The organism is Streptomyces boetiae, assembly GCF_031845405.1.
Lineage (GTDB): Bacteria > Actinomycetota > Actinomycetes > Streptomycetales > Streptomycetaceae > Streptomyces > Streptomyces boetiae.
Genome location: NZ_JAVREN010000005.1, coordinates 23153 through 40603, shown reverse-complemented (window position 1 = coordinate 40603; position 17451 = coordinate 23153). Strand labels below are relative to the sequence as shown.

Sequence of the window (17451 nt, the reverse complement as noted above, 5' to 3'; positions counted from 1 at the left end):
TCGCCGGCGGCCGAGGCCAGGACTCTCTCGCAGAGTTGCCGTACGGAAACGGAAGCCGTCGCCGATGGCCGAAGGACTCTCCTCACCGGTCCCTCCGGAGGAGCAGCCTCCGACCAGAAGCCCTGTGACGCACCACCAGGCAGAGACGGCGGATGCGCACCGCCAACGGCGAACATTTCATGTCCTCCGCCTCGCCCGTTGACAGATCGCCGGGGGCGAAGTCCCCCCTCGGTACTCCGGAAACGACGGGGGTCACGGTAACAGGGCGCGTATCAGAGGTCACTCAGCCCCAAGGCGCGGGCGATCAGCATGCGCTGGACCTCGCTGGTGCCCTCGCCGATCTCCAGGATCTTGGCGTCGCGCCACATGCGGGCGACAGGGTATTCGTTCATGAAGCCGTAGCCGCCGTGGATCTGGGTGGCCTCGCGGGCGTTGGTGACGGCAACGTCGGAGGCGTGGAGCTTGGCGATGGCGGCCTGCTGCTTGAAGGGGGCGCCGGCGGCGAGGCGGGCGGCGGCGTCGCGCCAGGTGGTGCGGGCGGTGTGGGCGCGGGCGGCCATGTCCGCGAGCTTGAACTGGATGGCCTGGTTGGCCCCGATGGGGCGGCCGAAGGCGGAGCGGGTGCGGGCGTAGGCGAGGGATTCGTCCAGGCAGCCCTGGGCGAGGCCCGTGGAGAGGGCGGCGATGGCGATGCGGCCCTCGTCCAGGATGTGCAGGAACTGCGCGTAGCCGCGGCCCTCTTCGCCGAGGAGGTGGTCGGCGGGGACGCGCACGTCCGCGAAGGACAGCTCGTGGGTGTCCGAGGAGTTCCATCCGACCTTGGAGTACGCCGGGGCGACGGTCAGGCCGGGCGTTCCGGCGGGGACGACCAGGGTGGAGATGCGGCCGGGTGAGGTGACGGCGGTGACGGTGATCAGGGAGGTGATGTCGGTGCCGGAGTTGGTGATGAAGCACTTGGTGCCGTTGATGACCCAGGTGTCGCCGTCGCGGACGGCGGTGGTGCGGGTGCCCCCGGCGTCGGAGCCCGCCTCGGGCTCGGTGAGGCCGAACGCCCCGAGGGCCTCGCCGCGGCACAGCGCGGGCAGCCAGCGGCGTTTCTGCTCCTCGGTGCCGTAGCGGAACAGGGGCATGGCGCCGAGGGAGACGGCGGCCTCCAGGGTGATGGCCACGGAGGAGTCGACGCGGGCCAGCTCCTCCAGAGCCAGGCACAGGGCGAGGTAGTCGCCGCCCATGCCGCCGTACTCCTCGGGGAAGGGCAGGCCGAACAGGCCCATCCGGCCCATCTCGCGCACGATCTCGTAGGGGAAGGCGTGGCGTTCGTAGAGGTCCCCGATGGCGGGGGCGATCACGTCGTGGGCGAACTCCTCGACGGTGCGGCGGAGTTCCTCGTGCTCCGGGGTCAGCCCGAAGGAGGGGGCGGGAGCGGGGGCCGTGGGGGTGGTCGTCATTCGCGGGGCTCCTGGTGGGAGAGGGCGCGGACGGTGCGGGAGGGGCTGGGGCGTCCGAGGCGGCGGGCGAGCCAGAGGCTGGTGGCGACCAGCCTCTCCAGGTCGACGCCGGTGGAGATGCCCAGGCCGTTGAGCATCCACAGCAGGTCCTCGGTGGCGAGGTTGCCGGTGGCGCTCTTGGCGTAGGGGCAGCCGCCCAGGCCGCCGGCGGAGGCGTCCACGGTGGTGACGCCGTGCCGGAGCGCGGTGAGGGTGTTGGCCAGGGCCTGGCCGTAGGTGTCGTGGAAGTGGACGGCGAGGCGGTCGGCCGGGATGCCGGCCGCGGCGAGGGCGTTCAGCAGCTCGGCGACCCGGCCGGGGGTGGCCACGCCGATGGTGTCGCCCAGGCTCAGCTCGGCGCAGCCGAGGTCGCTCAGGCGGCGGGCGACGCGAACGACCTGGGTGACGGGCACGTCGCCCTCCCAGGGGTCGCCGAAGCACATCGAGAGGTACCCGCGGACGGGGACGCCGGCGTCGAGGGAGCGGGCGACGACCGGGGTGAACATCGTCAGGGATTCGTCCACGGTGCGGTTGAGGTTGGCGCGGGCGAAGGACTCGGTGGCGCTGGCGAAGACGGCGACCTCGCGGGCGCCGTGGGCCAGGGCGCGCTCCAGGCCGCGCTCGTTGGGGACCAGGACGGGGAGGCGGACCCCGGTGAGGTCGCGGACGAGGGGGAAGACCTGCTCGGCGTCCGCGAGTTGGGGGACCCACCGGGGGTGGACGAAGCTGGTGGCCTCGATGGTGGTGAGGCCCGCGGCGGCCAGGCGGTGGATGAACTCGGCCTTGACGTCGGGCGGGAGCGTGGCCGGCTCGTTCTGCAGGCCGTCGCGGGGGCCGACTTCGTGGATGCGCACGTGGGCGGGGTACCCGGGAGCGGAGGTCGGCGCGAGGACCGCGCCGGGGATGGGGGACGGGAGGGGGGACGGGTTCGCGGCGGGCGCGGAGGCGTCGTTCACGCGGGTGCCTCCCCGGGGGGCGAGGGTGTAACGGCCGTGGCCGGCGTGACGACGGCGAGCGGCTGGTCGATGGCGACGGCCGTGCCCGCGGCGACGGACAGGGTGGTGAGCGTGCCGTCGTGCGGTGCGGTGATGAGGTGCTCCATCTTCATCGCCTCCAGCACCAGAAGGGTCTGACCCGCCGTCACCTCCTCCCCCGCCGCGGCCTTGACGACGGTGACCGTGCCGGGCATGGGGGCGGTGAGGGTGTCCTGGAAGCCCGCCGCGCCCGCGCCGGCGGTGGCGACGGGGTCGTGCGGGCGCACCTCCCAGGCGTCGCCGTCGCGGCCGAGCCACAGCGTGGGCCACGCGCCGGACCCGTCTCCGGGCCGGAGACCGGTCGGACCGGCGGGCGTTCCACCGGGCGTCGCACCGGGCGTTCCGGGCGAGCCCCCCGGCAGGCCGCCACCGGGGCCGCCGGGCGAGCCGCCCGCCACGTGGAACGCGTGGGTCAGCTCACCGAAGGCGATGCGCGCCTCGGGCGCCTCCGGCGGGCTCAGCAGCCGCGCGGCCACGGCCGCCCCCTCCCCGACGCGGACCTCCCCGGGCCGGACCCGGACGGCCACCGGCTCGTGCCCGGGGACCCGCAGGTGGTGCACGGTCCACGCCGCCTCGCCGCCCAGCCGCCAGCCGTCGGCGGCCCCGAAGGGGTCGGCCCACTCCCCCGGCGCGGGCGCCGGGGCGAGCGCCGCGTGCCGCAGCAGGGCCGCCGCCGCGTACACCTCCTCGGGAACGTCCCCGGGGATCAGCGAGGGCGCGGCGGACTCGACCAGCGTGGTGTCGTAGTCGCCCGCGGCGAAGGCGGGGTGGGACAGCAGGCGGCGCAGGAACCCGGCGTTGGTGTCCACGCCGAGCACGGCGGTGCGGCCGAGGGCGGCGCGCAGGCGGCGCAGGGCGGTGGCGCGGTCGGGGCCGTGGGCGACGACCTTGGCGAGCATCGGGTCGTAGTGCGGGCTGACCTCGGTGCCCTCCGCGAGCCCGGAGTCCACGCGGATGCCCTCCCCCTCCGGCTCGCGCAGCAGGCGGACGGTCCCCGCCGAAGGCAGGAAGTCGAGGCGCGGGGTCTCGGCGCACAGCCGGGCCTCGACCGCGTGCCCGGAGGCGGGCGGCGGGAAGGCGGCGGGCAGCGGCTCGCCCGCGGCGATCCGCACCTGCCATTCGACCAGGTCCAGGCCGGTGATGGCCTCGGTGACGGGGTGCTCGACCTGAAGGCGCGTGTTCATCTCCATGAACCAGTGGGTGCCGGGGTCGTCGCCGGGGACGATGAACTCCACGGTCCCCGCGCCCCGGTACCCGCAGGCGCGGGCGGCCCGGACGGCGGCCTCGCCCATGGCGGCGCGGGTGTCGGCGTCCAGCAGGGGGCTGGGGGCCTCCTCCACGACCTTCTGGTGGCGGCGCTGGAGCGAGCACTCGCGTTCGCCCAGGTGGACCACCCTGCCGTGGGCGTCCGCGAGGATCTGGATCTCGATGTGCCGGGGGCGTTCGACCCAGCGCTCGGCGAGCAGCGTGTCGTCCCCGAAGGCGGCGCGGGCGGTGCGCCGGGCGGCGGCGATCTCCTCCTCCAGCGCGGCGGGGTCGCGCACCAGCCGCATGCCCTTGCCGCCGCCCCCCGCCGAGGGCTTGAGCAGCAGGGGGAACGCCAGCCCGCGCGCCGCCTCGGCCAGGCCGGGGGCGCCGGGGTCCCCGGGGCCGGGGTCGCGCACGCCAGGCACCACGGGAACGCCCGCGGCGGCGACCGTCTCCTTGGCGCGGATCTTGTCGCCCATGGCGGCGATGGCCTCGGCCGGAGGGCCGATGAACGTCAGCCCGGCGTCGGTGACGGCGCGGGCGAAGGCGGCGTTCTCCGCGAGGAAGCCGTACCCGGGGTGGACGGCGTCGGCGCCGGTGGCCGCGGCGGCGTCCAGCAGGCGCGGCAGGGAGAGGTAGGACTCGGCGGCGGGCGCGGGGCCCAGGCGCACGGCGCGGTCGGCCGCGCGGACGTGGGGCGCGTCGGCGTCGGCGTCGCTGTGGACGGCGACGGAGGCGATGCCGAGGCGCCGCAGGGTGCGGATGACGCGGACGGCGATCTCGCCGCGGTTGGCGATGAGGACGGTGGCGAAGGGCACGCGGATCACATCCGGAAGACGCCGTAACGGGTGTCGGGCAGCGGGGCGTTGGCGCAGGCGGTCAGGGCGAGGCCGAGGACGGTGCGGGTCTGGAGCGGGTCGATGATGCCGTCGTCCCACAGGCGGGCGGTGGCGTAGTACGCGTCGCCCTGGGTGGCGTACTGGGCGCGGACGGGCTCCTTGAACGCCTCCTCGGCCTCGGCGGGCCACTCCTCGCCGGAGGCGGCGAGCTGGTCGCGGCGGACGGTGGCCAGCACGGCGGCGGCCTGCTCGCCGCCCATGACGGAGATCTTGGCGTTCGGCCACATCCACAGGAAGCGGGGGGAGTACGCCCGGCCGCACATCGAGTAGTTCCCCGCGCCGTAGGAGCCGCCGATGACGACGGTGAGCTTGGGGACGCGGGCGCAGGCCACGGCGGTGACCATCTTGGCGCCGTGCTTGGCGATGCCGCCGGCCTCGTACGCGCGGCCGACCATGAAGCCGGAGATGTTCTGCAAAAAGACCAGCGGGATGCCGCGTTGGTCGCACAGCTCGATGAAGTGGGCGCCCTTCTGGGCGGATTCGGAGAAGAGGACGCCGTTGTTCGCCACGATGCCGACGGGGTGCCCGTGCAGGCGGGCGAAGCCGGTGACCAGCGTGGGCCCGAACTCGGCCTTGAACTCCTGGAATCGGGAGCCGTCCACCAGGCGGGCGATCACCTCGCGGACGTCGTAGGCGGTGCGGGAGTCCACGGGCACCACACCGTAGAGGCCGGCCGGGTCCACGGCGGGCGGCTCGGCGGGCTCGACGGACCAGGGCAGCGGGCCGCGCCGCGGGAGGGTGGCGACCAGGGTGCGCAGGATGCGCAGGGCGTGGGCGTCGTCCTCGGCGAGGTGGTCGGTGACGCCGGAGACCCGGGAGTGGACCTCGCCGCCGCCCAGCTCCTCGGCGGTGACGACCTCGCCGGTGGCGGCCTTCACCAGCGGCGGGCCGCCGAGGAAGATCGTTCCCTGGCCGCGGACGATGACGGCCTCGTCGCTCATGGCCGGAACGTACGCCCCGCCGGCGGTGCAGGAGCCGAGGACGGCGGCGAGCTGGGGGATGCCGGCGGCGGACATCCGGGCCTGGTTGTAGAAGATGCGGCCGAAGTGGTCGCGGTCGGGGAAGACCTCGTCCTGCATCGGGAGGAACGCGCCGCCGGAGTCGACCAGGTAGAGGCACGGGAGGCGGTTCTCCAGGGCGATGTCCTGGGCGCGCAGGTGCTTCTTGACGGTCAGGGGGTAGTACGTCCCGCCCTTGACGGTCGCGTCGTTGGCCACGATGACGGCCTCCCGGCCGCTGACGCGGCCGATGCCGGCGATCACCCCGGCGGCCGGGGCCTGGCCGCCGTAGAGGCCGTCGGCGGCGAGTGGGGCCAGCTCCAGGAAGGGCGAGCCGGGGTCGAGCAGGGCGTCCACCCGGTCCCGGGGGAGCAGCTTGCCGCGGGCGGCGTGCCGCGCGCGGGCGCGCTCGCCGCCGCCGAGGCGGGCGGCGGCCAGCTTCTCGCGGAGCCGGGCCGCCAGCTCGCGGTGGGCGGCCTCATGAGCCCGGAACGCCTCGGACGCCGGGTCGGCCGCGGAGGTCAGCACGGGTGCCTGCCGCATGCGGCCAGGTTAACGCTCGCTAACCCGCCGTGTCTACAATGCGGTGTCATGACCTCCCGTTCCCGCGCCGAGGGCGCCTCCCGGCCCGCCGCGGGCGCCCTCTCGCGCCGGGAGCAGATCCTTCGCGAAGCCTCGCGGCTCTTCGCCGAGCGCGGCTTCCACGGCGTGGGCGTGGACGAGATAGGCGCGGCGGTGGGCATCAGCGGGCCGGCGCTGTACCGGCACTTCGCGGGCAAGGACGCGATGCTGGCCGAGCTGCTGGTGGGCATCAGCAGCCGCCTGCGGGAGGGCGGCGAGGCGCGGGCCGCGCGGGCGCGCGCCTCGGGCCAGGGCGCCGAGGCGGCGCTGGACGCACTGATCGCGGGGCACATCGAGTTCGCCCTGACGGACCGGGCGCTGATCACCCTCCACGACCGGGAGCTGGACCGCCTCCCGGACGCGGACCGGCGCCGGGTGCGGCAGCTCCAGCGCCAGTACGTCGAGCTGTGGGTGGAGGTCGTCCGCGAGGCCCACCCCGCCCTCCCCGACCCCCAGGCCCGCGCGGCCGTCCACGCGGTCTTCGGCCTCCTGAACTCCACCCCCCGCCTCTCCCGCCCCCACACCCTCCCGGACCGCCCGACCACGGCCGCGCTCCTGCACCGCCTGGCCCGCGGAGCGTTCGCCTCGGCGGCGGGCGGGGGCGGTGGGCGGGGCTAGGCTCAGTCCGGCCTCAGCTCGTAACGCAGCCGTCGGCGCGCCGCGGGCATCACCATCACGTCGGCCTCGACGGGGCGTTTCTCCCGGTCGAGAGTGAGGCGCGCCAATTGCAGCACCGGCTCGTCCCGCGCGGCCCCGAGGAGTGCGCGCTCCTCGTCGGTCGGCATGCGCGCGGTCACGTCCTCCCGGACGAGGTGGCCGACGTGCCCCAGCCCGGCCAGCAGGGCGACGGCTCCGCCCGGGATCTTGGCGGGTGCGGCGAGGGGCGTCCCCCGGGCGATGTGCAACGGGAAGTAGGCGTCCGTGAGTTCGACCGGCTCCTCGTCGGCGTACATGATCCTCCGGCGGACGACCACGAGGCTTCCTTCCGCCACCCCGAGCAGCCCGGCCACGACCTCCGGGGCGGGGACCTCCCCGGCGTGCACGATCCGCTGGCCACCGCGCCGCCCCCGGGCCCGCGCCTCCTCGCGCCAGGCACCCCCGGGCCCGTCGCCTCCCGGCCTGAGGTACGGCATCGACGCACTGACCCAGTCGCTGCCCACGGCTTCCACCCTCTCCCCTTGTGTGAAGAGCAGTATGTTCCCGGCGCGCAGGCGCGCAGGCGGTCAGCGGGTGCGGGGGTGTGGTCGTCCTGATCGGGCGCCGGTGGTGCCGGGCGTGGGGCGGATGGTGCGGGTGGCGTAGTGGACGGTGTGGGCACGCATGGTGAACGACTCTCCGCTGGTGAATTCCAGACGGCGCCCGCCGCGCGGGGTGGCCGTCATGTCGGCCACGGTGAACGCCTGGCCCGCGAGGAGCAGTTGATCCCCGACCCGGATGGTGAGCGGGTCCACGGTGACGCCGATGGCGATGCGCTGGTTCATCCCTGCCTCGTTTCCTGGTCATCAGCGGCGACCTGGCCGTGCGAGTCCTCGTGGGTGCGGGCGTTGGGGCCGGGCGGTCGGAGGGCCAGTCGGGCGCACCGGCTCTCCGCCACCCGCAGCGCGTCGGACAGGCACTCCGCCAGCCGGATCGCCGCGAAGCGCACCTCCCTCACGGTGGCCGCCGGTTCAGCGATCAACGGCCGGGCACAGCGCAGCACCTCGGCCCCGGCGGCCGGCTGAAGCTGCTCCACCTCGTCCGCAAGCGCGGCCAGCTGCGTCTCCCCGCCATGGGGCGCGAGGAAGGCCGGGCTCCCCTCCTGCCCCGGCCAGGGCAGCAACCGCGCCCCGGCCCAGGGGGCTTCGGTGTCAGGCACGGCGGGTCTCCTGGTGGGCGAGGCAAAGCGCGGCGCGCAGCGGCCCGGGTTCGGTCAGACAGGCCCCGGCAGGCGGGACCAGCCAGCGAATGCTGGCGCCCCCGGTGAAGGTGCCCGCGCAGTAACGCGCCGGGGGTACCGGGACGACCCCCATGCGCAGAACCTCGGCATTGATGGCCTCCCACCCATCCGCCGCGCCCACGCGGACCAGCCACGTCAGGGTGTCGGCCTCCTGATCCTGAACGACCGCGCCGCAGCCACGGACACAACGAAGCCGGTACAGCACCCGGAAACCCACGAACCCCGGCAACCGGACGGCATCCCACCAGCGATGAGCGGGCAGCATCTGCACGCCCTGATCCGTCGTCGGCAGCCACACCGGCAGGCTCTGTGTGCTCATCAGGCGCCCCCTTGGGTCCTGAGCGCGGCGCCGAGCGCCGAGGCCGCGTCGGCCAGCAGTTGCATGTGGACGGCCTGGGCCAGCGGTCCGCCTTCCGCCGGGGGCCTGTTGAGGAGGTGCCGGGCACTCTCCAGGGCGGCCAGGTGGAAGCCGGGGCCGTCAACGGCCAGCGTCTCGCACGTGCGGAGAGCGGCCCGCAGGTGCGCGGAGAGTTCCGCGGTCGTCGCGGCGACCTGATCCGGTGCGCCCTTGGTCGCGTAGAGGCGTCTGGCCCGGCGAACGGCCTCGCGCAGCGCCTCGTGGTCGACGCTCGTGCTCTCCGGCGCCCCACTGGTCATGGTTCCTCCAGACGTCGTTGCCTGTCGTAAGCAGACAACTACGCGGACAGGACCCGAAGAATCACAGACGATGCACAGCCATCGGCAGGAATCAGGGCGATGTGGCGCGGAAGCGGCCTGAGTTGGGGAACACTCTGGGCATGCACGCTGCCGCATCCCCCACCGCCGTGGGCGAGAACATCGCCGTTCAGCGGAAGGCCCGGGGCCTGTCACAGCAAGCGCTCGCCAACCGGGCCAACATCTCCAAGTCCCTTCTCGCCAAGATCGAGATCGGTGACCGCGCCTGCCGCCCCGCCGTGGCCGCCGCCCTCGCCGGTGCGCTCGGCGTGCCCCTCGCCGTCCTCTACGGCCAGCCCTACGCCGAGTCCCCCGACCCCCAGCTGATCGACGCGCTGCGCTCCGCGGTCCTGCGCCACCGGCACCCCGCCATCTCCGACATCCGGCCGGAGACGCTCGCGGCGGACGTCAACGCGGCCTCCGAACTGCGGGCCTCCACCAACTACGCCGACCTGCTGCCCGGCCTGCCCGAGCTGATCGGCCGCACGGTCGCCCACGCCCACGACAGCGGGGAGCCCGCCGCGTGGCAGATGGTCGTGGACGCCTACTCCTGCGCGTTCACCATCGCCCACCGCCTCGGCTACCCCGACCTCGCCGCGCTGATCTCCGCCCGGCAGGAGTGGGCGGCCAACCAGACCTGGTCCCCCGTCGCCCAGATGGCCGCCGCCTGGACCGAGGCCGGCACCTACCAGTCCGCGGGCGACTACCTGGAGGGGCTGGCCGTGACCGACCGGGCGCTGTCCACCCTCGGGGCGTCGGCGCCGCAGAGCGTCGAGACGGTCGTCGCGGCCGGGTCCCTGCACCTGCGGGCCGTCACCCTAGCCTCCCGGGCCCGGGACGGCGCGACCACCCGGCTGCACCTGGGTCACGCGCGGCGCCTGGCCGCCCTGGTCCCGGCGGGCGACGCCTACCGGCACAACCTGACCTTCGGCCCCGGCAACGTCGCACTCCACGAGCTGGCCACGCACATCGAGCTCGAACAGCCACGGCGCGCCGTCGCGATGGCCGAAGACCTCCAGGACGCCCGGCTCCCGGGGCTGGCACCCACCCGCATCGGACACCTGCACATCGACGCAGCCCGCGCCCACCTCGCCGCAGGAGACCGCGACACCGCCCTGCACGCCCTCCTCCAAGCCCGCGACGCCGCACCCCAAATGGCTCGCATCCACCCCATGGCCCGCGAAGTCCTACGAGTCCTCGTATCCCTCCACCGCCGCTCCAAGCCCGAACTCACGCTCCTGGCGAAGTGGGCGGGCCTGCGGAAGTGACCGGGGGCGCCGGCGGCTGATCGCGCCGCGCGAGCAACTGCCAGGAGGGCGCACCGGACGGGCGCTCGCCGAAGAGCTGCGTCTGGCGCCGGCCTAGGTGGCGGGCGTGGTGGTCTCCCGGTCTAGCCACGAGAGGTAGGCGGCGCTGCCGCGGGCGATGTCGGCGGCGATGATCTCGGGAGTGTCGTAGGTGTGGACGCTGCGGATGTGGGCCTCCAGCGCGTCGTAGCGCGCGGCGGGCGTCTTGTAGAGGACGCGCCACTCCTGGTCGGTCTGGACCTCGCCCTCCCACCAGTACACGCTGGTGACCGGCCCCTCGATCTGGGCGCAGGCGGCGACGCGGGCCTCGACGGCGGAGCGGGCCAGCGCCTCGGCCGCCTCCCGGCTGTCGGTCGTGGTCAAAACGGTGATGTGCTCGGCCATGGGCCCCTCTCCCTCACGGTCCGCAGAGAACGTACCCGAGACGAGCCGCCGTCCTGCGTCGGCAGGGGCTTGTGCGCGGGGGGTGACATTGGAAACAAGCAAGCGTCATTGATTTTTTATGGGGGGCGTGGGACCTTGGCCGCGTGACGGACTTGGATGTGGTGGCCGATCTGCGGGCCGAGGGCGAGGCGCTGGACCGGGTCGTGGGTGGGTTGCCGCCTGGGGGCTGGGTTGTGGCGACGCCTGCGGCCGGGTGGAGCATTGGGCATCAGATCGCCCACCTGGCCTGGACCGACGGGATGGCGCTGCGGGCGCTGACCGACCCGGATGCCTTCGTGGCGGAGCGTGATCGGTCCATGGGGAGGGCCGACAGTTACGTCGACCGGGCCGCCGCGCGGGGTGCGGCGCGGCCGGATCTGCTCGCACACTGGCGGGAGGTCAGGGAGACCCTGGCCGAGGCGCTCGCGGATGCGCCGCGCGGGACGCGCGTGCCGTGGTTCGGGCCGCCGATGAGTGTGACCACGCTCGCCACCGCGCGGCTGATGGAGACCTGGGCGCACGGGCAGGACGTCGTGGACGCGCTCGGCGTGCGCAGGGAGCCGACCGCGCGGCTGCGGCACGTGGCCCATCTGGGCGTGCGTACAAGGGACTTCGCCTTCCTTATCCGGGGCGATGAGGCGCCGGGCGGGCCGTTCCGGGTGGAGCTGGAGGGTCCCGGCGGCGAGAGCTGGGAATGGGGCCCCGAGGACGCGGAGCAGCGGGTGCTGGGGCGGGCGCTGGACTTCTGTCTGCTGGTCACCCAGCGGCGGCACCTGTCCGACCTGGCGGTCACGGCCGTGGGCCCCGACGCCCGCCGGTGGCTGGAGATCGCGCAGGCCTTCGCCGGGCCGCCCGGGGCCGGCCGCGCGGCCGGAGCGTCCGCATGAGCGGGGCCGGGCAGCCGCTGCGGATCGGCAACGCCTCCGGCTTCTACGGGGACCGGTTCTCGGCCGTGGCCGAGATGCTGGAGGGCGGCGAACTCGACGTGCTCACCGGCGACTACCTAGCCGAGCTGACCATGCTGATCCTGGGCCGCGACCGGCTGAAGGACCCCGGCGCCGGGTACGCCAGGACGTTCCTCCGTCAGTTGGAGGACACCCTGGGCACCGCGCTGGAGCGCGGCGTCAGAATCGTCACCAACGCGGGCGGCCTCAACCCGGCCGGCCTGGCCGAGGCCGTGCGCACGCTGGGCGAACGCCTGGGGCTGCGGCCCGCCGTGGCGCACGTGGAGGGCGACGACCTGCTGCCGCGCGCCGCCGAACTGGGCCTGGGCGGCCCGCTGACCGCCAACGCCTACCTCGGCGCCTGGGGCATCGCCGCCTGCCTGGAGGCGGGCGCCGACATCGTGGTCACCGGCCGCGTCACCGACGCCGCGCTCGTGGCCGGCCCGGCCGCCGCGCACTTCGGCTGGGCCCGGGACGACTGGGACGCGCTGGCCGGGGCAGTGGTCGCCGGGCACGTCATCGAATGCGGAACGCAGGCCACCGGCGGCAACTACGCCTTCTTCACCGAGATTCCGGACCTCGCGCACCCCGGGTTTCCGCTGGCCGAGGTCCACGCGGACGGCAGCAGCGTCATCACCAAGCACCCCGGAACGGGCGGCGCCGTCACCGTGGGCACGGTCACCGCACAGCTCCTGTACGAGATCGGCGGGGCCCGGTACGCCGGGCCCGACGTCACCGCCCGCTTCGACACCGTGCGGCTGGAGGAGGAGGGCAAGGACCGGGTGAGGATCTCCGGCGTGCGCGGCGAACCGCCGCCGCCCACGGTGAAGGTGGGCTGCGCCACGCTCGGCGGATACCGCAACGAGGTGGAGTTCGTCCTCACCGGACTGGACATCGAGGCCAAGGCGGAGCTTGTGCGCGCCCAGCTCGCCCACCTGGACGCCGAGTGGACCCTGGCCCGCACCGACCACCCGGACGCCCCCGGCGAGGAGGAGGCCAGCGCGGTGCTGCGCGCCGTGCTGCGGGGGAACGACCCGCGCGCCATCGGCCGCCCGCCGGGCCGCGCGGCCGTGGAGCTGGCCCTGGCGAGCTACCCCGGGTTCCACGTCACCGCGCCGCCCAAGGACGCCTCGCCCTACGGGGTGTTCGAGGCCGCGTTCGTGCCGGCGGCGGAGGTGCCGCACGTCGCGGTGCTGCCGGACGGCGGGCGGGTGGAGATCGCTCCGCCTGCGGAGACACGCAAGCTGACGGAAGTTCAGGAGGCCAAGCCGCCACCGCCGTTGCCCCCGGGGCCGGTGCGCCGCGCGCCGCTGGGCCTGGTGGCCGGGGCGCGCAGCGGGGACAAGGGCGGCTCGGCCAACGTCGGGGTGTGGGCGCGCGGCGAGGACGCCTGGCGTTGGCTGGCCCACACCCTCACCACCGAGCGGTTCCGCGAACTTCTCCCCGAGACGGCGGACTTGCCGGTGACCCGGCACGCGCTGCCGAACCTGCGCGCGCTGAACTTCGTCGTGGACGGCCTGCTCGGCGCCGGCGTCGCCTACCAGGCCCGCTTCGACCCGCAGGCCAAGGCGCTGGGCGAGTGGCTGCGTTCGCGCCACGTGGACATACCGGAGGCTCTTCTGTGAGCGACGCACGCGCGGCTGACGGGCCGCAGCCCCAGACGATAGCCGGGCTTTGCCGCGCGGGCGGAGAAGCGATCGAGGAGGTGCTGTGAGCAGGACAGCGAGCGACGCCCTCGCGAGCGAAACGCCCGTGAGCGGCGGCGATCCGTTCCGCACGCCCGAGCGCAGGGCGCTGCGTGCCGCCGTGCGGCGGTTTCTCGCCGAGGAGGTGCTGCCGCACCAGGACGAGTGGGAGCGTGCGGGGCAGGTCCCGCGCGAGCTGCACCGGCGGGCGGCTGAACTCGGCCTGCTGGGGCTGGCGTTCCCCGAGCGCGTCGGCGGGGGCGGCGGGGACGCCGTGGACCTGGTGACGCTGTGCGAGGAGTGGCACGCCACGGGCGCGGCCGGCGGGCTGTTCCCCGCGCTGTTCACCTCCGGCATCGCGCTGCCGCACCTGATCGCGGCCAACGACCCGGCGCAGCTCGACCGTTGGGTGCGGCCCACGCTGGCGGGCGAGAGGATCGGCGCGCTGGCCATCACCGAGCCGGACGGCGGCTCGGACGTCGCGGGCCTGCGCACCACCGCCCGGCGCGAGGGCGCGCACTACGTGGTCAACGGCGCGAAGACGTACATCACCTCGGGCGTGCGCGCCGACTTCGTGACGACGGCCGTGCGCACCGGCGTTCCCGGCGCCGGCGGCATCTCGCTGCTGGTGATCGAGAAGGGAGCGCCCGGCTTCACCGTCAGCGGCCCGCTGGAGAAGATGGGCTGGCTGTGCTCGGACACCGCCGAGCTGTCGTTCGCGGACGTGCGCGTCCCGGCCACGCACCTGGTGGGCGCCGAGCACTCGGGGTTCGCGCAGATCGCGGCGGCCTTCGTGGGGGAACGCCTGCTGCTGGCCGTGCAGGCGTACGCGGCGGCGCAGCGGGCGCTGGACGTGACGGTCGCCTGGTGCCGGGAGCGCCGGACCTTCGGGCGCGCGCTGATCGAGCGGCAGAGCGTGCGGCACACGCTGACCGAGATGGCCCGCAGGATCGACGTGGCCCGCGTGTACACGCGGGAGGTCGCGCGGCGGGCCGCGGCCGGCGAGCCGGACCTGACGGCCGAGGTGTGCTTCGCGAAGAACACCGCCGTGGAGGCCGGGGAGTGGGCCGTCCACCAGGCGGTTCAACTGCACGGCGGCCTGGGCTACATGCGCGGCGCCGAGGTGGAGCGGCAGTACCGCGACATGCGCATCCTGGGCATCGGCGGCGGCACGAACGAGATCCTGACCGGACTGGCCGGGCGCCGGCTCGGCTACACCCCGCAGGGAGGTGCGGCATGACGGTCCTGCGGTCCTCGCTGGACCCGCGCTCGGCCGAGTACGCCGAGCGCCGGGAGGCGACGCTGGCGAAGGTGGCCGAGCTGGAGGCCGAGCACGCCAAAGCGCTGGCCGGCGGCGGCCCCAAGTACACCGAGCGGCACCGCAAGCGCGGGAAGCTGCTGCCGCGCGAGCGCATCGAGCTGCTGCTGGACCGGGACTCGCCCTTCCTTGAGCTGTCCACGCTGGCGGCCTGGGGCAGCGACTTCCCCGTGGGCGCCAGCCTGGTGACGGGCATCGGCGTGGTCGAGGGCGTCGAGTGCATGATCATCGCCAACGACCCCACCGTGCGCGGCGGGGCCAGCAACCCGTGGACGCTGCGCAAGGCGTTCCGGGCGGCGGAGATCGCGGCCGAGAACCGGCTGCCCACGGTCAACCTCGTGGAGTCGGGCGGGGCCGATCTGCCCAGCCAGAAGGAGATCTTCATCCCCGGCGGGCGGACCTTCCGGGACATCACCCGCTCCTCGGCGGCCCGACTGCCCACGGTGGCGCTGGTCTTCGGCAACTCCACGGCCGGAGGGGCGTACATCCCGGGCATGTCCGACCACGTGGTGATGGTGCGCGAGCGGGCCAAGGTGTTCCTGGCCGGGCCGCCGCTGGTGAAGATGGCCACGGGCGAGGAGTCCGACGACGAGTCGCTGGGCGGCGCCGAGATGCACGCCCGCACCTCGGGCCTGGCCGACCACCTGGCGGCGGACGAGCCGGACGCGCTGCGCATCGGGCGTTCCATCGTGGCGCGGCTCAACTGGCGCAAGGCCGGGCCGGCTCCGTACCCCGAGGCGCTGCCGCCGCGTCACGACCCGGAGGAGCTGGCGGGGATCGTCCCGGCGGACCTGAAGCTGCCGTTCGACCCGCGCGAGGTGATCGCGCGGATCGTGGACGACTCGGACTTCGACGAGTTCAAGCCGCTGTACGGCTCCAGCCTGGTCACCGGCTGGGCGCGGCTGCACGGCTACCCCGTGGGGATTCTGGCGAACGCGCGCGGCGTGCTGTTCAGCGAGGAGGCGCAGAAGGCCACGCAGTTCATCCAGCTCGCCAACCAGGCCGACACCCCGCTGATCTTCCTCCAGAACACCACCGGCTACATGGTGGGCCGCGAGTACGAGCAGGGCGGGATCATCAAGCACGGCGCGATGATGATCAACGCGGTCTCCAACTCGGCCGTCCCGCACCTGACCGTGGTGATGGGCGCCTCCTACGGCGCGGGCAACTACGGCATGTGCGGGCGGGCGTTCGCGCCACGCTTCCTCTTCACCTGGCCGGGCGCCAAGTCCGCCGTGATGGGCCCGGCGCAGCTCGCCGGGGTCATCTCCATCGTCGCCCGCCAGGCCGCCGCCGCGCGCGGCGACGCCTACGACGAGGCCGGGGACGCGGAGATGCGGGCCCTGGTGGAGAACCAGATCGAGAGCGAGTCGCTGGCGATGTTCCTCTCCGGGCGGCTGTACGACGACGGGGTGATCGACCCGCGCGACACCCGCACGGTCCTCGGCCTGGCCCTGTCCGCCGTCCACTCGGCGCCCGTGGCGGGCGCCACCGGATACGGAGTGTTCCGCCCTTGACTTCCTCCCCCGCCTCAAGGGCGAGGGGTTCCAGCGGTCGCCCGCTGGGTTTCGTGCTTCGTCGACGACTGCCCCGTCCGGGAGGACTCCCGTTGAGGTCTTACACCGCCTCCACAGGCCGAGACGGCCAGCCCGGCCGCCTTGACGGTGCGTGCCGCGTTCACGTCGCGGTCATGCGTGGTGCCTCAGTCCTCGCACGTCCATGTGCGGACGTTCAGGGGCAGCTTCTCGCGGGCCGTGCCGCAGTTCCCGCACAGCTTGCTGCTGGGGAAGGAGCGGTCGGTCACGACGAGTTCACGCCCGTACCAGGTGCACTTGTACTCCAGCATCGACCGGAGTTCCGTCCACGACGCGTCACTGATGGCCCGCGCGAGCGTGCCGTTCTTGAGCAGGTTGCGGACGGTCAGGTCCTCGATCACGACCGTTTGATTCTCACGGACGAGACGCGAGGTCAGTTTGTGCAGGAAGTCCCGGCGCCGGTCAGCGATCCGCGCGTAAATCCTGGCAACGCGGCGGCGGGCCTTCCCCCGGTTCGCCGAGCCCTTCGCCTTCCGCGACAGCGCCCGCTGCGCCCTCGCCAGCCGGGCGCGGTCACGCCACTCATGCTTCGGGGTGACGATCTTCTCCCCGGTCGACAAGGTCACGAGGCTGGTTACGCCCGCGTCGATACCGACCGCCTTCGTGGTGGCCGGGGCCGGAGCGATGCGGTCGTCGCACAGCATCGACACGAACCAGCGCCCGGCGCTGTCACGGGACACCGTCACCGTGGCCGGTACCGCCCCCTCCGGGAAGGGACGCGACCAGCGGATGTCCAGCGGCGCGGACATCTTCGCCAGAGTCAGTGGCCCGTCGCGCCAGGTGAAGGCGCTGCGGGTGTACTCGGCCCACGCCCTGGACTTCTTCCGGCTCTTGTACCGGGAGTACTTGGCGCGCTTGGCGAAGAAGTTGGCGAACGCCGTCTGAAGGTGGCGCAGCGCCTGCTGGAGCGGAACGGAGGACACCTCCGCCAGGAACGCGAGCTCTACCGTCTTCTTCCACTCCGTCAGCGCGGCCGAGGACTGCACGTAGGAGATGCGGCGCCGCTCGCCGTACCAGGCCCGCGTGCGCTCCTCCAGCGCCTTGTCGTACACCAGCCGGACGCAGCCGAACGTACGCGACAGCTAAGCCGCCTGCTCGTCCGTGGGATAGAAGCGGTACTTGAAAGCCCGCTTGACCTGCTAGGTCATGCCTCACACGCTATCAGCTCCCCTGTGAATGGCGGCTGTTGGCCGGTGCGCGGTGGACGCCGGCCCGCCCTGGCGGCGGACCGCCTGTCCCTGC

16 protein-coding genes and 1 pseudogene are annotated in these 17451 nt (G+C 74.0%); 6 read left to right on the top strand and 11 right to left on the bottom strand.

The window, feature by feature from the left end:
* Positions 1-272 precede the first annotated feature (272 nt).
* From RM780_RS04885 to RM780_RS04870, 4 genes are read right to left on the bottom strand one after another with little or no spacing between them, the layout of a single operon-like run.
* Entirely contained in the window at positions 273-1448 is a 1176-nt protein-coding gene (locus RM780_RS04885) for an acyl-CoA dehydrogenase family protein (RefSeq protein WP_311629227.1), read from the bottom strand.
* The gene (locus tag RM780_RS04880; RefSeq protein ID WP_311629365.1) at positions 1445-2392 is read right to left on the bottom strand and encodes a hydroxymethylglutaryl-CoA lyase; all 948 of its coding nucleotides are present in this window, start codon (positions 2390-2392) and stop codon (positions 1445-1447) included. Before RM780_RS04880 ends, RM780_RS04885 begins: the two co-directional genes overlap by 4 nt.
* 47 nt (positions 2393-2439) lie before the next feature.
* Complete coding sequence (locus tag RM780_RS04875; RefSeq protein WP_311629226.1) at positions 2440-4587, bottom strand: acetyl/propionyl/methylcrotonyl-CoA carboxylase subunit alpha; 2148 nt, start codon at positions 4585-4587, stop codon at positions 2440-2442.
* Between the two features lie 5 nt (positions 4588-4592).
* Positions 4593-6209, bottom strand: a complete 1617-nt coding sequence (locus RM780_RS04870) for a carboxyl transferase domain-containing protein (protein WP_311629225.1) — start codon at positions 6207-6209, stop codon at positions 4593-4595.
* 48 nt (positions 6210-6257) lie between these two features.
* On the opposite strand from RM780_RS04870, the gene RM780_RS04865 reads away from it, so the two are divergent.
* Positions 6258-6905: an SACE_7040 family transcriptional regulator gene (locus RM780_RS04865; RefSeq protein ID WP_311629224.1), complete on the top strand. Its 648-nt coding sequence runs from the start codon at positions 6258-6260 to the stop codon at positions 6903-6905.
* A gap of 2 nt (positions 6906-6907) precedes the next feature.
* Here the strand turns inward: RM780_RS04865 and RM780_RS04860 are convergent, their stop codons facing one another.
* The 5 genes from RM780_RS04860 to RM780_RS04840 form a co-directional block, all read right to left on the bottom strand.
* Positions 6908-7420: a GntR family transcriptional regulator gene (locus tag RM780_RS04860; protein ID WP_311629364.1), complete on the bottom strand. Its 513-nt coding sequence runs from the start codon at positions 7418-7420 to the stop codon at positions 6908-6910.
* Positions 7421-7510: 90 nt separating this feature from the next.
* A complete protein-coding gene (locus RM780_RS04855; protein WP_311629223.1) occupies positions 7511-7768 on the bottom strand; it encodes a hypothetical protein in 258 nt (85 codons plus the stop codon).
* On the bottom strand, positions 7765-8142 hold the full coding sequence (locus tag RM780_RS04850; protein ID WP_311629222.1) for a hypothetical protein: 378 nt from the start codon (positions 8140-8142) through the stop codon (positions 7765-7767). Before RM780_RS04850 ends, RM780_RS04855 begins: the two co-directional genes overlap by 4 nt.
* Positions 8135-8542 carry a hypothetical protein gene (locus tag RM780_RS04845; RefSeq protein ID WP_311629221.1) on the bottom strand — a complete coding sequence of 136 codons (408 nt, stop codon included), beginning with the start codon at positions 8540-8542 and terminating at the stop codon, positions 8135-8137. The genes RM780_RS04850 and RM780_RS04845 overlap by 8 nt, the downstream gene beginning before the upstream one ends.
* Positions 8542-8880, bottom strand: coding sequence for a hypothetical protein (locus RM780_RS04840; protein WP_311629220.1), 339 nt, complete (start codon positions 8878-8880; stop codon positions 8542-8544). Before RM780_RS04840 ends, RM780_RS04845 begins: the two co-directional genes overlap by 1 nt.
* 140 nt (positions 8881-9020) lie before the next feature.
* Here RM780_RS04840 and RM780_RS04835 point away from each other — a divergent pair, with 140 nt between their 5' ends.
* Entirely contained in the window at positions 9021-10205 is a 1185-nt protein-coding gene (locus RM780_RS04835; protein WP_311629218.1) for a helix-turn-helix domain-containing protein, read from the top strand.
* A 93-nt stretch (positions 10206-10298) separates the two neighbouring features.
* Here the strand turns inward: RM780_RS04835 and cutA are convergent, their stop codons facing one another.
* On the bottom strand, positions 10299-10628 hold the full coding sequence (gene cutA / locus RM780_RS04830; RefSeq protein ID WP_311629217.1) for a divalent-cation tolerance protein CutA: 330 nt from the start codon (positions 10626-10628) through the stop codon (positions 10299-10301).
* Positions 10629-10771: 143 nt separating this feature from the next.
* Here cutA and RM780_RS04825 point away from each other — a divergent pair, with 143 nt between their 5' ends.
* From RM780_RS04825 to RM780_RS04810, 4 genes are all read left to right on the top strand, one after another.
* Positions 10772-11554 carry a TIGR03084 family metal-binding protein gene (locus RM780_RS04825; RefSeq protein ID WP_311629215.1) on the top strand — a complete coding sequence of 261 codons (783 nt, stop codon included), beginning with the start codon at positions 10772-10774 and terminating at the stop codon, positions 11552-11554.
* Positions 11551-13236 (top strand): acyclic terpene utilization AtuA family protein, encoded by a 1686-nt coding sequence (locus RM780_RS04820; RefSeq protein WP_311629214.1) that lies wholly within the window; start codon positions 11551-11553, stop codon positions 13234-13236. Before RM780_RS04825 ends, RM780_RS04820 begins: the two co-directional genes overlap by 4 nt.
* Positions 13237-13321: 85 nt before the next feature.
* Positions 13322-14536 (top strand): acyl-CoA dehydrogenase family protein, encoded by a 1215-nt coding sequence (locus RM780_RS04815; protein ID WP_311629213.1) that lies wholly within the window; start codon positions 13322-13324, stop codon positions 14534-14536.
* A complete protein-coding gene (locus RM780_RS04810) occupies positions 14533-16131 on the top strand; it encodes an acyl-CoA carboxylase subunit beta (RefSeq protein ID WP_311629212.1) in 1599 nt (532 codons plus the stop codon). Before RM780_RS04815 ends, RM780_RS04810 begins: the two co-directional genes overlap by 4 nt.
* Positions 16132-16145: 14 nt before the next feature.
* On the opposite strand, the pseudogene RM780_RS04805 reads toward RM780_RS04810, so the two are convergent.
* A pseudogene (locus RM780_RS04805) lies at positions 16146-17348 on the bottom strand (RNA-guided endonuclease InsQ/TnpB family protein); the annotation flags it as partial.
* Positions 17349-17451: the final 103 nt, after the last annotated feature.